The following is an 18,998-nucleotide window of genomic DNA, read 5'->3' on the forward strand; positions in this document are numbered from 1 at the left end:
GAATCATCATCGGTCCTGTATTTCAAATGTATCATTGTTTAGAAGTGATTTTTTCTTTCCCTTCGTATGTAATGACACTCATCACATACCTGGAATTTAAAATGCTGAGAAAGATTTTTTCCGCAATGCTTACATATTTTTTTTAGTTGTACACCCTTTTTTAGTTGGTCATTGATCTTATCACTAATGTCGATTCGAATTCTTTCCCAATAGTGAGCTTCTGTATTTTTTCCGAGCTTATATAAAAATAAGAGATGGAGACCAACTGATTTATAGGATAATTCAAGCTCTTCAAGTCCAGATTCCTTCACCACCGGCTCTGGTAATTCTTCCCCATCTACAATTGCTTGCAGCTTTTGCTTCCACTGAACTCTCAAGGATGGCTCATTTGCCGAAAAAGGTAAATGCAAAAAACTATATAAATCAGGTACAGAGAGCTTGGCCTCAATCATTGAATCCTCAATCATCTCGTATAAAAGCTTTTCATCGTATAATGATGCTTTTTTTGTCCCTTTTGGACTATGAAATTGATCCCATAAGGAAAAGAACAGGCCAAGCTTACGTGAGTATTTTTGGAATCTCTCAAGTACAGCTGAAGTTGGTGCAATGGCAAAGCCATGAAGCGGTTCATCCTCTTCTTCAAGAAGACGGACCATTGTTTTTACATTGCTTGTAAAAGCCACTTTCCCGATATCGTAAATACCTCTGCGCCCTGCCCGGCCGGCGATTTGCTTAACTTCCTGAGAAGTAAGCCATCTTCTTCGTGTACCGTCGAATTTATCATTTTCTAGAAAAACAATCCGTCTAATCGGTAAGTTTAATCCCATTCCAATTGCATCAGTCGCGACGATGATGTTAGTTTCCCCTTTGATGAACCGCTGCATCTGCTTTTTTCTCGTTTCCGGGGGCATGCTGCCATAGATCATACTCACCTTGCGCCCTTTTCTTTGCAACTCGGAAGCTGTTTCAAGTACACGTTTTCTGGAAAAGCAAACAAGTGCGTCTCCTTTACGGGCTTGGCCAATCTTGAAAACCTGTGATTCCACTTCAAGGGGAATATCGCGAACATATTCATAAACCTCAACATTGGATTCACCGAGAAGCTGCAGGATCATTGGTTTAGCGTTAAAGCTGCAAATTATATGGATCTCTTTTGCATTTGCTTTTGTGATGGCTTTATACCAAGAAAAGCCGCGATCTTTATCCGCAATCATTTGCGCTTCATCGATAACAACCACTTCATAAAAATCTTTTTCATGAAAGATTTCAACCGTACATGCAAGATGATTGGCATCCATCACCAGCTTCTCCTCCTCACCCGTTTTCAAAGAGCAAGGAACCCCTTCTTCATTTAATGTATCATAAATCTCGAGTGCTAAAAGGCGAAGCGGTGCTAAATAAATTCCGCTGCTCGCTTCCTTCATTCGTTTAATCGCCTGAAAGGTTTTCCCGGTGTTAGTTTCTCCAACATGTAGAACATATTGAATATTACGGCCAGCAGGAGGATTGTATTCTCTTCCGAAAATATCCTCAATCATCCTTGCCTCTTCTTCTTTCCGCCGTCTGATTGCCTCTAGCTCCTGAACAGCTTTTCGTTCTCTTTCAGAAAGATCTTTCTCATATTGCTTTTGATGTGTGACAAGGTCAAAGGGAATGTCAAGTAATCTTGTCAGATCTGATATGTACTCCTCTAACAAATCTTCAAAAAATTCTTGCCCGAGCTCTACAAATGGTTGAAAGGCTGATTCTTTTATAAGGGAATCAGGAAAAGCTTCATGGTAGATGTTCCTATATTCCTCAAAAAGGTGGACGGGAAGATGGTCTTTTAGCCAATTGGTTCCAAAGTCAAACAAATAGCCTGAAATTAGACGTTCATATTTTTCCGTTAGATCATTTGAATATCGATTTCTATTAGAGGCTTGCTCAAGTTCATGCTCTATATAATTAGAAAAAAGGATGTCCTCAGAGGAAAGTATACTCCCTCTTTGTTCAATTTCGATGGCCAGATGAGAGCCAAGTAAATAACGAACATAGAGATAGAGATCTTCATAATGCTCATTAAGCAGTTTATCAATATAATATTCAAGCTTATGAAGATATTTTCTCCTTTCCTCCCGTTGCAGCTGAAGCTTCATTCGACTTTGGAAGGCTTCCCTAGCCTGAATATATTGTTGCTCCCACTTGTCCACTTGATTTAAAAAGGTGTCGTCTAGCCAGCCAAATAGATCAAATGGTTTTATCTCTCTTATTTCATTACGAAACATTTGATTGATTTGTTTTTTGCTTAACCCCTCAAGGTCATAGCCATTTTCAGCAAGATATGCTTTCTTTTCAGAATAAGAGGCATGGCTTGTCGCAGAATTAAGCCAGGCATTTAACCAGATTTGATCAAGATATTGGCCTCTTTCTCTTACGTATTGTTCATAGGTGGGCAGGCTTTCTTTTGTTTCAAGATATTTATATAGATCGTTAAATGCCATCTCCTGTGTACGCTCGACAGCTTTTTGGTAGTGTTTTGATAGAAAATCGTCCATAAAAAACTCCTTATTAGGCTTTATATCTTATTTTTTACGATATATGGAATGTCATACAGCATACATTATCGAAATCTTTATTTTATTTATATATTATATCGTTATTTGCAAGGAGATTCTTTTAAAAAATATAGTTAGAAGGTATTTTTATACAGAATAAACATTTTAATCGTATCGATGGGGAGACAAACGACTGTGGATATTATAAAAAGGAAGCAAAAAACAGGTAATAACTTAAAAATAAAAGAAAAGCCTCAATGCCATAAAAGGTATCTGAGACTTTTGTTGATCATTTTTCACTTTAAGCGTAATTTTATTTAATCTTGTTAGCGGGAAGCTTTTACCATTTTTTGAAAGTATGGATCCATAGCTGAGTTCCCGATCTTCCTATTTTTCTAAATCAATATAAGGAACTTCTGTCATTCTTAAGTTTGTACAACCATATGGCAACAGTGTTACCTCTTTTATTAATTGGCTAATGGGTTTTCTATCTACTGGCACTTTTGTTACAACGCCATTTGTTTTAGGCCAATCTATTTCAACTACTTTTGCTTTCGCCTTTATTGGGGCTTCTTTTGTACTAAATGGAATATCGCTTACACCATTAAATGTGTATTCTATCTTTTTGTCAGCATACCCATAATTCCACTGTGATTTAGGGAAGAGTTCATAATCACAGTGAGGGAATACCCGCAACTTTTCTTTATTTCCATAATTAACCATCTTCCATTCTTCCTCAATAGCAATGCTATATAATAGCGGACCTCTTCTAACTGCAACCATATTTTCCGGTCTTTCGATAAATTCTGTTTCAAACTGCAGGACGACTTCAATGGTTTCTTCATTATTCCAAGTCTTTGAAATCGTATAAAATTCTCCACTTTTCGTATCTGCACCATTTACTGTTGCACTTGAACTAAAGCCCGGAATCCTTATATCAAATGCAAACTCAACTGGCTCACTTACGTTCACACAGAAAATCAATTTATTATGAAATGGATAGTCAGTAGATAAGCTTATTTTTACATCAACATCGTTAATAGCCGTTTCCACTGTTGAAGGTGCTAGTGTAACACAGGCAATCCCTTTGTCTGTCGTCATAAATGCAGATAACGCAAATTTTGGCCATGCTTGATTAAAATTTGAGGTGCAACATCCGTAATGGGGCTCGAGTCCATATAAATGAGCTTCACCATTATTTGTGTTGAACGGTTGGGAGCCTTCTTCGATTCTACTGCATTCAACCTGATTGACGAGTTGATCATATTGATGTGTCCACATATCAGGACTGATCGTTGCAGGCAGAGCGTTATAAGCGATATATTCCAGCTTGTCTGCCCATTTCGTTTCACCTGTTATTTGAATAAGATGCTCTAATGAATACATAAACTCAGCTACAGAGCATAATTCAGTTCCTTGGATTGGACTGTTGCCTGAAAGACACTCATCTCCAGTAAAAATGCCTGTTGCTGTGCCGTGATATTCAAATAATTTTTCTATCATCAATTCTGCAAATGTCTTATCTTCCTCTTGCTTGCTGATTCTGCTAAATAGAGCTAAAGATTTTATTGCCATCGCTTGGTTTACGACATGATTCATTTGACTCCAGTGGCCAAATGCTTGTGGTTTTTCATAAGGCCAATTTTCATATAGAGCTTGATAATCAAAACCTTGAGCTTTCATCTTTATGGCCAGGTTTAGTAACCAGTCTTCGTTTCTTCTTTCGTATAACCAATAGATTGGGATGAGCATTTCAAACCATCTTGTGGACGCCCAATTGAAGATTGTGAACCTATCAATATGCCGATCCAAATTTTTCGTAGCCTTATAGATAACCTCTTCTATCCTTCCATCCTTACTGCACTCATAATAGACGACTAACACTTTTAATAGGAGAAATAATGCCCACATGTCATATCGTTCTCTCTCTACTTTAGAGCATGGGCATATCCAGCCATCATCCTCTTGCCCATGAATGATCGCATCTATATACTTTTTAGCTCGTTTTTTCATATCGTCATCATTTAATAGATACGCTAATGGGATAAAACCATCTAACCAGTAAGGTACACGTTCCCATCCTTCTTTATCACCGCCAATCCACTTACTTTCTTTAATATCCGGCCAAAATTTATCAAGGTTCCCGCTTAGACCTTCTGCTTGTATTTGTATTTGACGCAAAAGCCATCCTTTTGGTTTAATTTCATTTGTCGTTAATGGTTTTAATATTAATTCAGATATAGTATCTACAACCATTCGTCATACCTCCATTACATTTCAATCAATCTTCTAAAATGTAAGCTTGTTTAATCTTTTCTATACCTTTGGATGCAACCTCTAATGGAGATTGATGATCGAAGTTTTCACAAAATAATTCCAAGGATAAAAAGCCATTGTAGCCTATTTGATTTAAAAGTGATGCCAGTTTTTTGTTTGGTGCGATGCCATCTCCTGGAAATACGCGATCACGGTCACTGATATGTTCTCTCTTTGGAGTAGAGGGATAATCGTTGACATGGACGATCCCGATATTATTTGCACGTAAATAATCCAAATTCTCTATCTTGCTTCCACCCGTATACATATGAAAAGGGTCTAGTAAAACTTTAACGTCTGGTACTCCGCTTTCCATAGCTATGAAGAGTGCTTCACTCAATTTGGAGAGCCTTTTTGATTTTCCCCAGAATTCTAGATATGGCTCAACACCTATTCTGCGTGCAAGATTCGCTAATTGACCAAAATGAAGTGCAATAGTCTCTAATGAAACCCCTTCAACGTGACCGCTGGGGGGAGCGGCAACTGCCTTGCAGCCTAATTTCTTTAACAACGTGATTTCTCGTTCTGCTTGGTCCAGACCTTTTTTACGAATTTCTTCATTAACATCTGTCCACTTAAAAAAAGTAATGGCGTTAACAACTGAAATACCGCTATCTTCTATCAAGCCTCTGAGTTCTTTAATGGATCCGCCATTATCGAGATATTCTTCAATATCTTTGACCCAAAGTTCAATCCCATCATAACCTGCTTCAGCAGCAATATTTACTTGTTCTTTTACATCTAATTTAAAAGGAATCAACGTAGATGTGTTCAAGGCCAGCTTAAAATGGAACAAAAATTTTCCCTCCTTATTAAGAAATGAAATATTTTCTTTTCCGGTTAGTTCACTTCCAATGTTCTTTTTTCTAAGTGACTCTGTTTCGCCATCTCAATCAACAAGATCGCTAATCGAGCTTGTTCCGGCTTAACGACAAGTTCCTCACGTCCCATAATATGTTCGTAAATATTTTGGTAGTATGATTGGTAAGAACCTGGAATGGTTTCAACACGCCCAATAACATGTAGATTGTTAATGTCTGTGTTCAATGTTCCCCACCACTCTTTTGATTCTCTTCCCCAAGCCGGTGAATGAGGAGTCAATCCTTGTTTTAATGCTTCCTCCTGGGGATCGATTCCGTATTTAACAAAAGATCCACTTGTTCCATGAAGTTTATAGCGAGGACCTTGTTCTCGTGCAACCAATGAAGAAATCAATCTTACATGTAATCCATTTTGATAACCTAACTTTACATCGAAATAATCGTCTGCTTGGGTATTTGGCCGCAACGTACGAAGATTTGCCTGAATCGTTTTCGGCTTGCCAAAAAGACATAGGGCTTGATCAAGAAAATGGACACCTAAATCATAAAGCTGGCCAGCACCGATGGACGTGCTGTCTCTCCAATTTGTACCTGCTATTGGGCTGAATCTGTCCCAGCGAAATTCAACTTCAGTCATTCTCCCCAGCAAGTTTTCCTTCACAATGTTTTGGATGGTCAGAAAATCTCCATCCCATCTGCGGTTATGAAATACACTAAGCACCCTATTCCTTTTTTTCGCTAAAGAAATTAGCATATCCGCTTCAGCTGTGGTTGTCGTAAAAGGCTTTTCAACGACCACGTGCTTTCCTGCTAACAATGCGTCCCGTACAAACGTGACATGGTCAGTGCTTGGAGTTGTAACAACAATAAGATCGATTTCTTCATCTTGATATAAGTTTTCAACATGCTGAACGTATTCCACAGATGGATAGCGTTCCTTATCACTCTTTCCACTCCGACTAACGATTTTCTGTATGTTCAATTGAGGGATCGATGATATAACTGGAGCGTGAAAGGTGCGAGCTGCAAAACCAAAGCCAATAATACCTACTCGGACGGTTTCGTTCATATCATTTTCCTTTCTCATATACTTTTTGCCGATCCCCCAATCTTCCAGCAAAGGCAGAAAATCGATGGATCGGCATCATGGATTCTATAAAAATAGGTTTTTATTATTTAAAGTACTGTCTTAAATGGTGAAACGCTTTTTCAATCCCTTTTCGTTCCGCTTCGATCGAGCCCCAATAACTATGATCTTCTAATTCGATACTAATTGCCCCCTGATAACCGAGAAGGTCTAATCGAACAGCCACTTTCCCCCAGTCTACCTCGCCGCGTCCAGGAATGGTATAGCGCCATGAGCCTTCTGAAAAACTATACTTTTCACCAAACGTAGCGTGAATTACACCACATTCATAAAGCTCATCTTGCAAAATTTCGGTGTCCTTTCCGTGACAGTGATTAATTCTTTCACCGAATTCAGTTAATACTCTTACATAATCAATTCCTAAACGGACAAGATGAGAGGGGTCATAGGTCATCCCGAAATGTTTTGATGGTACCGTTTCAAACATGGCTCTCAACATTTCAGGAGTACAACCTAATGTTGGATAATGGGGCGCTGGTCCCGGCCAGCCTTCAATAGCGATGTAGATCCCCATCTGTTCTGCATGCCTGATAATTTCCGGAAACGTTTCTTTCCAGATCGCAAATCCTTCCTTGCGTGGCATTGTATGATCCTCAGGAACCAGACACATGAATAACACGCGCCCTCCTAATTGTGCAATGTCTGTCATCTGCTTTTTCAGATCTTCTACCGCATTTATACGTCTGTTTTCATCCTAACTTAATAGACTGGCCCCATTCCTTGCATCGACAGAACCGATGCCTATACCAGCTTTTTGACATGCTTCTTTTGTTTCTGGTGTTAAACGCGGAACATCAAGGGTATCCAATCCAACCTGTGCAGCCCATGCAGCAGCACTTTCGATTCCTTCTGCCCCAATCTTAGGTGGAATGCGCATCCCAATTTGACATTTCATGGCTTTAGTTCCTCCTCTAATGATTCGCTTTCATTGTTGTGTACGGGTTATAGCCTGCTGCTTCATAAACCATTTCCGAAAACTTGACAACTTTTAATGCGAACTCTCCTGGAACCTTTACTTCGTGCCGTCCCAGAATGGCATCGATAAAGCTTTTGTCTTGATTGGTTGTTTGTTCTGGTAATTCAGGAACAATCGGCTCATGACCTGAACGATGCAGTGTGATCTTGCCATTATCATAAAAAATGCCGCCATTTTCACCGCAAAATACATAGGTTTCATGCCAGGTAGGTGCGCGTCCAATTAGGTTTAGACCTGCCACAACCCCTTCTTCGAAACGAATAGAGGTAAACGTATCGATTTCGACCGGTGCACCTTGGTTCGATAACTGCGAATAAACTTCTATCGGTGTTAAACCTGTTGTCCAAAGCAGGACATCAATGATATGGCTGCCTGAGTCCATCAGAAACCCGCCTCCTGATAAATTCGGTACTTGCCGCCATGAAATATTCTGTCCCTGACCTCTCCACCATTGTTGGTATAATGAAGCAGTAATCGAAGTGAGCTTCCCGATTTCCCCTTTTGCGATCACATCACGAATATAAATGAATTCAGGTTGGAAATGACGCTGATACGATACTTGCATCACTTTGCCCGATTGTTCGGCAGTTTCGATTAGTTGCTTTGCCTCTGTTGATGAACACGTCATCGGCTTTTCAATTAAGACATGAAGTCCTTCGTTCAAGACATCTGTTGCTTGTTGAAAATGCAAAGTATGTGGAGAGCAGATGACGACAGCATCGAGAGTAGCATCTTCAAGCATGTCGCGGTATTCGGAAAATTGCTGGATATCTTGCAGCCCAAATTTCGTAACAAATCGTTCCCTAGCTTGAACATTTACATCTGTAATCGCCTTTATTTCCACCTCTTCTAATTCCAATAACTGCCCAGCATGAAGGTGGGCAATCCCGCCAGTACCAATAAATCCTACGCGAATTTTGCTCATATCCGATTCCACTCCTCTATAAAATTTGTCGTTTATTAATCAATTTTTCTGATGACGTTCATATGCCTGCTTGTAGATATCAATTAGCTTGTCTAAATCCATGTCTTCGATGGTTTTGACATATTTATCCCATTCAGACAATGAGGATTCACCAGTAATGAATTTTGCTCTCATTTGTGTGACGTACGTATTTAAATCCCGTTCAATACGGGTGATCGTTTTTAATTCATCATCTTTAAAATAAACGCTTGGATAAACCGGTGTCTCATAAGGAATCAATTTTTTCTTATCTTCCTCACGCACCCATTCGCCAAATTTGTCATTACCCCATTTCCAGCCTAACTGATCTTGTGCAAATCTTCGAATCGGTACGCCAATTCCCCAGTCTGGAGAAATGGATGATCGAAAATCCTCAGGGCTGTCAAAGCCTGAAGGAGCATCTTTTATTAACCTTTCCTGCTTCGTATTTGCATCTTTCCACTCCCAATAGGTACCTTCTACCCCATTATGAAGAAGATCCGCCCCTTCTATTGAATAGGAGTAATCCACCCATCTGATCGTAGCTTCTGGATGTTCATTTTCCTTTGTAATTGCGAATGTACCATGGCCAATTCCAGTAGATTCCGGTACAATTGGCTGATCGATGAATTCACTAGTCAATGGGTGAAATACCGGGTTGTCAGTTCGATCGGTGGATCCTCCTAAAACAAACGCCGGATGAGCATCAGCAAAGACCCCGATTAAATTTTCGTGTCCTTTCGCCTTTTTTGTGGATTTGTTTGAGAAAATGATTCATGATCAAATAAGTCTTCTTCCCAAAGTTTATTCATGTATTCTAAATAAGCTTTATACTCTTCCCGAACAGGACTATATACAACTTCACCATCTTTTAGTGATATCCCGCTGCCTGTTAGACCAAAGGCTGCAAGCAAATAGGAATCAAATTCACCTACACCGTTATGATTGCTTAAAGGAAGTTCATCAGCTTTTCCATTTTTGTTGGGATCTTCAGTTTTAAAGCGTTTAAGCAGATTGTAAAATTCGTCAGTTGTTTTTGGTAATTCTGTTACACCAAGATTTTTCAACCATTCACCGTTGTACCACATATGCCAATAGGAAGGTTGATCATCAACTGAAGGCAAAGCATATATATGACCATCAGGTGCTGTAATCGCTTTTTTTACTTCTGGGCTTTCTTCCAGCATCTTTTTAATATTTGGAGCGTACTTGTCAATCAAATCTTCAAGAGGAATTAAAATTCCGTTGCCGCCATATTTAATTTGTTCCTGGTGATTGATATCAGATGCGTAGAAGATATCAGGCAGATCTCCGCTGGCTAATAATAATTGCTTCTTCGTTAGGAAATCATCTCGTGGAGGTGTTTCGAACTTGAAGTTAATATTTGTAAGTTTCTCCATTTCCTTAAAATACTCTCTATCTTTCCATTCCCCTTTTCCAACGTGAGGACCGACCATTGTTAAAGTGATTTTTTCATCAACGATTGGAAAACCGCTCTCGTTAATGGCTGCTTTAGGTTCATTTTTTGAAGTTTCATTGCTAGCCTCATTGGATTTACAGCCAAACAACACGCTTGACATTAACACTGTTGTCATCAAGAAAACAGGTATCTTTTTTCTTATGTAAAAAACTCCCTTCTAACGTCTTGAAAAAGACTTTACTAACTTCCTGGGTACTACTTGCCTAAATACAACCCTTATGGATATCCCCTCCCTTCATAGTGTGTAACAGACCTCATCATGGGGTGCCAACTTAACCCTTAATCGAACCGATCATGACACCTTTAACAAAATATCTTTGCAGGAACGGGTACGCGATAAGCATCGGCAAAGTTGAAACAATAATGACTGCATATTTTAAGACCGCTGAGAGGTCTGCTTTCTGATTCATAACCTCTGCATTAGCTATAGCCATAGCAGGGTCCATTGTCTCTGTGGATATTTCTTGGAGGACAAGAATTTTTCTTAATACCATTTGCAATGGATACTTCGCCTCATCATTCAGGTAAATTAAAGCACTAAAGTATTCATTCCAATGCCCCACACCGTAAAACAGAGCCATTACCGCGACAATAGGCATTGACAATGGGAGAACGATTTTAAAAAACAGTTTTGTATTTGTGCAACCATCGATACTTGCTGCATCTTCTAATTCTTTCGGAATGGTTACTTGAAAAAATGTTCGACATAAAATGATATTCCAAATGGAGGCTGCATTAGGAATGACGAGTGCCCAAACGGTATTAATCATTCCTAAATTTTTAACGAGTAAATAAGATGGAATCAGGCCGCCGCTGAAAAACATCGTAAACACAAACATCATCATAAAAAAATTCCGGCCGACTAATTTTTTTCGAGATAAAGCATAAGCTGCCGGTAAAGTGACAAATAAGTTTATTGATACACCTAATAACGTATAAAAAATTGTATTTCGATAACCGATCCAGATCTCATCATATTGAAAAAGCAATTCATACCCTACAAAGGTGATGCCCTTAGGCAATAGCCACATTTTTCCTTGGTTGACCAAAGTTGGATCACTTATCGAAGCGCTTACAATATAGATCAGCGGATATAAAATCATCACCAAGATGACAAATAGAAAGCAATGAACAAAAAACTTAAAAATTAGATCTGATCGACTTTCTCTAATCGCGGACATTTTACCTCTCCTTTCTGCCTACCAAAGACTTGTCTCACTCCGTTTTCTAGCAATCTGATTAACGATGACGAGAATCGTTGCATTTATGACAGCATCAAACAAACCAACTGCAGTAGAATAGCTATATTGGGCATCTAAAATACCTGTTCGATAGACAAAGGTTGCAATAACATCTGAAGACTCCATATTTAAATCATTTTGCATGAGTAAAATCTTTTGAAACCCAACCGACAACAAACTACCCATATCTAAGATAAACAAAATAATAATGGTTGGAAGCAGTGCCGGAATGTTAATATGCCAAATCCGTTGCAATCTTGAAGCACCGTCAACTTTGGCAGATTCATGCAGCTGGGGATCAACACCAGACAATGCAGCGATATAGATAATGGCTCCCCATCCCATCCCATCCCTTGCCATACGCCAGATAATACAAAAACGGTTTTAAACCATCCTGGATCCTGCATAAAATCGATCGGTTCAACTCCAAATAAACCTAGAATATGATTAATCAGGCCAGTTTGAGGTGAAAGAAATGCAATGATCATACCGACCATAACAACGAGTGAAATAAAATGAGGTGCATATGTAATCGTTTGTAATCCCCGTTTATACATCCCATCCTTTACTTCGTTAAAAGCCAATGCTAAAATGATCGGCATTGGAAACCCTATAACAAGCGAATAAAGACTGATACCAATCGTATTCTTTATCAAATCCCAAAAATAGTAAGAGCTAAAAAAATCTTCAAACCACATAAATCCAACCCAAGGACTGTCCCAAACTCCCAAAGCGGGATTAAAGTCTTTAAAAGCAATAAGAACACCGTATAAAGGAACATAATGAAAGATTAAAAAATATAGAAATGCTGGTAATAGAAATACATATAATTCCCAACTTCTAGCGATGTCTTTTAATGTTTTCTTTCGATTTTCTATTTTTAATTCTTTCTTCCTTTTCGTTGATAAATGTGGAATCTTATTAGATGTGGCTTGATTCAATTCAGAAGCCATCAAAAACCCCTCCCCTCCAATATCTCAATAAAACGTTACATCCCAAATATTACTTTCTCATTAATAGAATCATTGAAGACGATAACTCATAGAAAATGGTTTCATTTCCCCTCCTCTTAATCTATCATTTAAAAAAAATGATAGCGTTTTCATTATAATTGATATAATAACTAATATTAATATGTGTATCAATATAAGTTTATATAAAATTATTTAATTAATATAAGATATGGTTTCGAGGAAATATTAGAACTATAATATTTGCTGAGATATTTTTATTATTCGGTCAACAAATCATTTTTTAATACCTCATGGCATACCAAAAAGGGTATACGAATCTCGCATACCCTCTATTATTTGGCTTATAAAAGTTATATCATCAATTTGTTTGTCGCAAATCACTTCTTATCAATGTTCAAGATTGATTCTTTAGTAGCAAGATTAGCGTAAATCTCCACCATTGCTGACTGTTCTAAAAGTGAGACTGATCTGTTCGGGTCTAATTTGAATAAACCGGTTTCTGGATCACGAACGGTTTTCCACATTTCATCAGCATATGCTTGCATAAATTTACGATAGGTCTGATTATTGTTTACAGACTCTAACAGTTGCAGATTCTTAAAGAATATGGCGTTAAAATATGGCGGATCTGAAAATAGACGGGAGCCGCCATAATATTCGAGCGCCTTATCCGCGATATCTTCGGCACGTTTCAAATACGTAAGGTCGCCTGTAGCCTTATAAAATAAAACACTGGCTCCTATCATAACACCTTGATTATAGGTCCATTGTCTTTTGTTAATATTACCTTCAAGATCAATATGATCCCAGTACAGTCCATTCGGTGCAAGCATGCAGCTGTTTACCCAATCATACATTTTCTTAGACCAATCTAAATAATACTGCTCTCCTGTGATGTCATATAACAACAGACCTATTTCAGCTGCCGGGGCATTCGAAATAGTATTTCGGTCATTACTCCATGGTGCCTGAGTCCAGAATACACCGCCTGCACAAGGGTGAGAAGGATCGTTATCCCAGCCGTAAACAGCCAGATCGAAAAGTTGTTTCGCTCGGTTTAATGCGGCTTCATCACCTGTTGTATCATATATTTTGATAAAGTTGAGCGCAAGCCAATGATTGTCATCATAAAACTTATCTCCACCGTTGCCAAGAGGAGGACGGACGTAGGAATCATAGCCTGGCGGGTCTGTTTCATTGTTCCAGTACAATTCAACCCCTTGCAAGCGATCCTGTACATCATCCTTGTAAGTATCTCCTACCTTGTCAAGTTGTGACATATCAATTGTCGTTGCCATGGCACGCGAGAATGGCCATACATAAGAATATGGATTACCGCCGTTATGCGGATATTCCTCAAGGTAAAGCTTAGAGTCCGGCAGATAGAAGTATTTTTGCAGAGCCTGATAAGAATCGATGGCACGCTCCAAATTTTTCTGTTTGAGTGGTGCAGCTTCAGCGTTTAGACCAGGAAATGCAATGGAAACTAACAAGAGTGATAAGACGGTCAATATAAATAACGGTTTAGGCATTTCATCTCCTCCTCAAAGTAATATAAACTTGCTTCTGGACAAAAGATGGTTATATATAGCATCATGTAAGTTTAAAGGTATTGAATTCTCTCAATTTATTATTCTCCTACAAACATATCGTTATATAATCATCTGCATGAAAGATGCTAACCTTTTGCTTTGTCTTTTAATCTACTATTATTTTATTTTTCTACACTCATAAAAGCGCTCTCACAATAATCGATGACAAATTCGCAATACATAGCGTTAGCCCATGAAAACCAAGGGCGAGTGAATAGTGTCGGATCATCAGCGTGGAACCCTTCATGCATGAGTCCCGTATCTCCATCAGTCTGTTCGAATAAACGTAATATTTTTTCCTTCTCATCAAGCGTGGTAGCAGTCAAGCCTTGGATTGCCAATGCGATGTGCCAAATATATCTATGGGGGGTGTGAGGACTTCCGATGCCTGAAGCGGCTTCCCCCTCATAATAATAAGGGTTTTCTTTACTAAGGAGAAAAGCTCGAGTGTTTTGATAGATTTCATCCTCTGCCTTGCAGTAACCGAGAAATGGCATAGATAAAAGGCTTGGAACATTTGCATCATCCATCAAGTTGTAGTTACCCATCCCATCAGTTTCATAAGCGTAAATTTTCCCATATACCGGGTGCTGGTATATTCCGTAGTTTTGAATGCCCTGTTTAATCTCCTCTTTTAGAAGAAAAGCCTTTTTAGCTAAATGGGAATTATTGTAAATGGTGTCCGCGATTTCTGCTATATAACCAAGTACTACGGTTGCGAACATATTAGAAGGAATTAAGTATCCATATTTACATGCATCATCACTTGGCCGAAAACCTGACCATGTCATTCCAGTTGGTATTACTTCTGCTCCTTTTCCATCACGTGGAAGAGTATCGGACTCAGGACAATTCCGTCTTTCAAAACGGTAAGGTGATCGATTTTCATGATCTTGTTCCGTGGTCCAAACTTCGATGATCATATAAAGTGCTTTTAAAAATGCTTGATCGAACGGTTCTTTGTTATCGGTTTGCTTCCAATAGAGAAAAGCAAGCTGGATCGGATAGCATAATGAGTCAATTTCATATTTTCGTTCCCATACTATGGGCGACATGTCAGTTAGATCATTTTGGTGCCCATTGCCATTCTCTGTCTCATTAAATGCATTAGCGTAGGGATCATGTAAAATGTATGTAATCTGTTGCTTGATCACCCCTTTAATTAAAGATGATAATTGCAAATCTTGTTTGGCTATTCTTAAATAGGGTCTTAACTGAGCGGATGAATCCCGAAGCCACATCGCAGGAATATCACCGGTTACCATAAAGACTGTGCCATTATCCAAGCGTTTCATAGTTCGATCAAGTGTATCTTTAAAACAATTTTTGAATAACTGAACCGCTTTAGGGTGTGCGTTCATTTTCTCTTCAATTTTGCGTGAAAACGACTCAACTGCTGATTTATCAAATAGTTGGTTGATCATGACTTTCCTCCATTGTTAGAATTACTTATAATAATATGCATATTACTTATATAGGTCAATATATTTTATATGTTTTTTAATGTGAAAAAGCATAGGTTTTTTCAAACCTATGCTTTCATTTATACCTCTTTTATTTTTTTGTAGTAGATTGGCCTTCGATTAATTTGGTGTCAAGCAGCGTCGTTTGCAAACTTTTGGCATTATTAATTACTCCTAGTAATTGTTCTACTGCTATCCGTCCCATTTTCTCTTGATTTTGGAGTAAATGGGTAAATGTAAAAGCGCCTGGTTTACATGGAGGACTATCAAAACAAAGTATGGAAATATCCTTTGGTACTGATAGTCCAAGTTCTTCTACGGCTTGTTTAGCTAAAAGAGCAATATTGTACTCAAGCGCAAATAAAGCCGAAATATTCTTGTTTTTTTGCAAGTGATCCTTAATCTTTTTTAAATCATTAGAAATATTAGGCTCCTTAAAGGAATCAGGCAAGGTTGAAATAAGTTCAGTCAGCATTAGAGGTTTTTTTGTCATTCCTTTTTCTATGTGTGCTCGAACAAAACCTTCAATGCGATCTTCAATGGCAGTAGCGCTTACAGGGGGAGGACTTAATAATGTAATTGTTTTATGTCCAAGACCAAACAAATAGTCTGTTCCTTTCTTTGCTGCTCCAATATTATCTGTACTTACCGCAGATGCTGCAACTCCTTTTAAATAACGATCGAGGAGGACGAAAGGAAACTGGTCAACGATAAGCTTTAAAATTTCGGAATTAAAAAAAGTTGCCTGTGATGGAAGAATAATTAATCCATCTATTCCCAGCTCCATCAAATCGCGAATAGCGGCTTGTTCTTTCTCAACGCTTCCAAATGTGCGGCGCAAAACGATAAATGCTCTCTCTTCTGCAGCATGCTCGATTCCATTTAACAATCCTATTCCATAACTTTCGTCAAAGTCCGTCATGATCACACCAATAACCGGTTTAACTCGGACTGAGGAATCAACTTTCGTTTCATTAATGGCCAGTTCCTTAACGAAAGAACCTCTACCTACCTGTCGGAAGATTAAGCCCTCGGATGCTAACATTTCTAATGATTTTCTAGGAGTGATAACACTCACATTCCAAGTATCAGCCAGTTCTTTTTCAGAAGGAATACGTTCACCTTCCTTATATTTACCTTCAACAATCGCTGTTTTAATGGTTTCATATATTTGTTCGTAGATCGGTTTAGCCAATTTAAACACCTTCTTCCACTTCGATAGTCACATACTTTGTATAATGCATAAATAGCAGTAACCGGATAGAATATATAATATTATATAATTAAAGCAAAATCTACATTTTACTGAATTAGCAGCAAGTATCAATTTCTATGTGATGAAATTTATATTAGTATGTATATTTTATTAATATAATTAAAACTTTCACAACAGTAAACAAGATTTTTCTTTATCTACTGCTCGTATTTCTGAAAAAATAATAAAATGAGCTGCCAAAACAGCTCATCATATCCTTGTTAACTATTTTATTTTTTCAAAACCGGTATCCATATTTCACTTTTAAACGTTGGTGAAGTAACGTCTTTATTTTCATTCCATAAGATTTCTGGACCCTCATTAATTTCATAGTTTGATGATGGAAACCATTCGGAATAAATCCGTCCCCAAATATTTTGAAGGGTATCTGGGAATGGCCCGACCACTTCAAATACAGCCCAGGTTGAGGCAGAGACTTCAAGCTTCGCTAGGTTTGTTGGACATTCCTTCGTTGTCGCAACACCAATATAATGATCTAGCGCCCCTTTTTCCTCCATGCGACCTTCAGAAAAGTTTGCGGATGCACTAAGCAGTCCCACAGGTTTGACATTTGATAGGCTTTTAAGTTGACTAATCATTTCCTCATCTAAACTTTCCCACATCTCTGCGATCTCAGGATTTACTCCGTTAAAAATGATCGGAACACGTTTCTTTAGCCCAACGATGTTAAATCCTTCTTTTTCTTCAATACGATAGTTCATAGAACTTCCTCCTTTAATGGATAATTGGAAGGTCATCCTAGGATACGCTTTAAGCGGGTGGCTGCTGTTTCTTACTTCTGATGGGGTTAGCCATGAAGGTTTTGAAAAGCTCTTGCAAACGAATCTGGTGAGTTGTATCCGTATTTCACTGCAACATCAATCACTTTTATGCTGCTATCTCTAAGCTCAAATGCTGCAAGAGTAAGTCGTTTGCGGCGGATGTATTCTGATAATGTTATTCCAGCAAGGAAGGAAAACATTCTTTTAAAATGATATTCGGAACAAAGAGCCAGCCTTGCAACCTCTTTATAGTCAATGTCATTTGTCAGACTTTCTTCTACATACGACATTGCGTTATTAAAATGTTTCAGCATATCCATTTATGTGACCTCCGTTATCAATAGAATAGCAGGAGTGAAAAAAGTTCATCCGACATTTCATGCACGGTTTTGCAGGGTACTTCTTTATCTGAAACTTTTTTCCTTATTATTTTTTAGAAAAAAGATGAAGTTTTGCCGGTTGTTTACCTTACTAAAAGTATAAACCATTTGTTCATATTGTAAGCTAAACAAATGGCTTAAAAAATAGAAATCTATCCTGTGATATCACGTTTTTTGTAGCCGATGAACCCTATTAGCATAAGAATGGCTGCAATACAGGTTAACATACTTACTTTTAAACCATTCATCTCTTCAGCCGGCAATTGAGGAATCTGTCCAAATGGCGAGAGTTTTTCCATCCATTCAGGGAGCTTCAGCAAACCTCCTAAATAAACAACAAAGAAGGAATAACCTAAATACAACCAGATCATCCCGGTTAAGTGTGGGAATAAGCCGATAAGCAGGACAGCCAAGTCAATCATGATCGAGATAGCTGGTAAGTAAACCATTGCTGCTTCAAACATCATTTCAAAGGAAATCGGATCCTCCATCGCCGGAGAGGCTGCAGACCATAAACCAATTAACGCTAGGAATAACATAACAAATCCGAATACGATTGAAAGGAAAAGGTAGCTTCCCATTACTTTTGTATGGGAAACTGCGCGAGATAATAAATGCTCTGTCCGGTTCCTTTTTTCTTCAGCCTTCAGCTTAAGCATGATCATCAACGTAGGAATCGTACACATCATTGAAAGAACAGACATAAGCATGGATAAAAATTGTTCGGTTAACGATAACCCGTCACCTGATTTTAATAGATTTGTCATCATTTCAATATTCGAAAAAAACGTCTCTAAATCACCAAACACAGATCCGTATGAAGCTCCCAATACGAAGGAAATCTCAACTGTCAAAGCGATAGGCCACCAAATATTGTTAACATACACTTCCGTCCCTAAAATCCAGCCAAACGGTGATAACCACGAGAGAATTTCATTACTGACATCCCCGATTGCACGCAGTAAATATGCTGCCACAAGGAATGTAAAGGGTTGGCCAATGGTCCCTCGGGCATTTTCTGAAAGCTGGGCGAATAATAAAGTGCAAGCAGTGAAAAATATTCCAGTTGCTCCCAAAGCTGCTCCATATAGCAA

General features: G+C 38.4%; 13 protein-coding genes and 3 pseudogenes. All 16 read right to left on the reverse strand.

Going from position 1 to position 18,998, the window contains the following annotated elements; all coding sequences use genetic code 11:
* Positions 1-38: 38 nt before the first annotated feature.
* Entirely contained in the window at positions 39-2,534 is a 2,496-nt protein-coding gene (locus Q1B07_RS09860; RefSeq protein WP_299088767.1) for a DEAD/DEAH box helicase, read from the reverse strand.
* A 387-nt stretch (positions 2,535-2,921) separates the two neighbouring features.
* The gene (locus Q1B07_RS09865) at positions 2,922-4,790 is read right to left on the reverse strand and encodes a beta-L-arabinofuranosidase domain-containing protein (RefSeq protein WP_299088768.1); all 1,869 of its coding nucleotides are present in this window, start codon (positions 4,788-4,790) and stop codon (positions 2,922-2,924) included.
* A 25-nt stretch (positions 4,791-4,815) separates the two neighbouring features.
* Complete coding sequence (locus tag Q1B07_RS09870) at positions 4,816-5,646, reverse strand: sugar phosphate isomerase/epimerase (protein ID WP_299088769.1); 831 nt, start codon at positions 5,644-5,646, stop codon at positions 4,816-4,818.
* Positions 5,647-5,690: 44 nt separating this feature from the next.
* The gene (locus Q1B07_RS09875) at positions 5,691-6,740 is read right to left on the reverse strand and encodes an oxidoreductase (RefSeq protein WP_299088770.1); all 1,050 of its coding nucleotides are present in this window, start codon (positions 6,738-6,740) and stop codon (positions 5,691-5,693) included.
* 103 nt (positions 6,741-6,843) lie between these two features.
* Positions 6,844-7,500, reverse strand: a pseudogene (locus tag Q1B07_RS09880) (sugar phosphate isomerase/epimerase); the annotation flags it as partial.
* A gap of 12 nt (positions 7,501-7,512) precedes the next feature.
* The gene (locus Q1B07_RS09885) at positions 7,513-7,713 is read right to left on the reverse strand and encodes a hypothetical protein (RefSeq protein ID WP_299088771.1); all 201 of its coding nucleotides are present in this window, start codon (positions 7,711-7,713) and stop codon (positions 7,513-7,515) included.
* Between the two features lie 16 nt (positions 7,714-7,729).
* Complete coding sequence (locus tag Q1B07_RS09890) at positions 7,730-8,719, reverse strand: Gfo/Idh/MocA family oxidoreductase (protein ID WP_299088772.1); 990 nt, start codon at positions 8,717-8,719, stop codon at positions 7,730-7,732.
* Between the two features lie 39 nt (positions 8,720-8,758).
* Positions 8,759-9,379: a hypothetical protein gene (locus tag Q1B07_RS09895; protein WP_299088774.1), complete on the reverse strand. Its 621-nt coding sequence runs from the start codon at positions 9,377-9,379 to the stop codon at positions 8,759-8,761.
* Between the two features lie 80 nt (positions 9,380-9,459).
* Positions 9,460-10,332: an extracellular solute-binding protein gene (locus tag Q1B07_RS09900; RefSeq protein ID WP_299088835.1), complete on the reverse strand. Its 873-nt coding sequence runs from the start codon at positions 10,330-10,332 to the stop codon at positions 9,460-9,462.
* Between the two features lie 157 nt (positions 10,333-10,489).
* A complete protein-coding gene (locus Q1B07_RS09905) occupies positions 10,490-11,398 on the reverse strand; it encodes a carbohydrate ABC transporter permease (RefSeq protein ID WP_299088775.1) in 909 nt (302 codons plus the stop codon).
* Between the two features lie 18 nt (positions 11,399-11,416).
* Positions 11,417-12,399 (reverse strand): annotated as a pseudogene (locus tag Q1B07_RS09910) (ABC transporter permease subunit).
* Positions 12,400-12,809: 410 nt separating this feature from the next.
* Complete coding sequence (locus tag Q1B07_RS09915; protein ID WP_299088776.1) at positions 12,810-13,964, reverse strand: glycoside hydrolase family 76 protein; 1,155 nt, start codon at positions 13,962-13,964, stop codon at positions 12,810-12,812.
* A gap of 182 nt (positions 13,965-14,146) precedes the next feature.
* Positions 14,147-15,448, reverse strand: coding sequence for a glycoside hydrolase family 125 protein (locus Q1B07_RS09920; protein WP_299088777.1), 1,302 nt, complete (start codon positions 15,446-15,448; stop codon positions 14,147-14,149).
* Positions 15,449-15,578: 130 nt separating this feature from the next.
* Complete coding sequence (locus tag Q1B07_RS09925) at positions 15,579-16,682, reverse strand: GntR family transcriptional regulator (protein WP_299088779.1); 1,104 nt, start codon at positions 16,680-16,682, stop codon at positions 15,579-15,581.
* Positions 16,683-16,972: 290 nt separating this feature from the next.
* Positions 16,973-17,844, reverse strand: a pseudogene (locus Q1B07_RS09930) (AraC family transcriptional regulator).
* A 212-nt stretch (positions 17,845-18,056) separates the two neighbouring features.
* The gene (locus Q1B07_RS09935; RefSeq protein ID WP_299088781.1) at positions 18,057-18,980 is read right to left on the reverse strand and encodes a hypothetical protein; all 924 of its coding nucleotides are present in this window, start codon (positions 18,978-18,980) and stop codon (positions 18,057-18,059) included.
* Positions 18,981-18,998 lie beyond the last annotated feature (18 nt).

This window comes from uncultured Metabacillus sp., assembly GCF_947503125.1.
Taxonomy (GTDB): Bacteria; Bacillota; Bacilli; order Bacillales; family Bacillaceae; genus Metabacillus.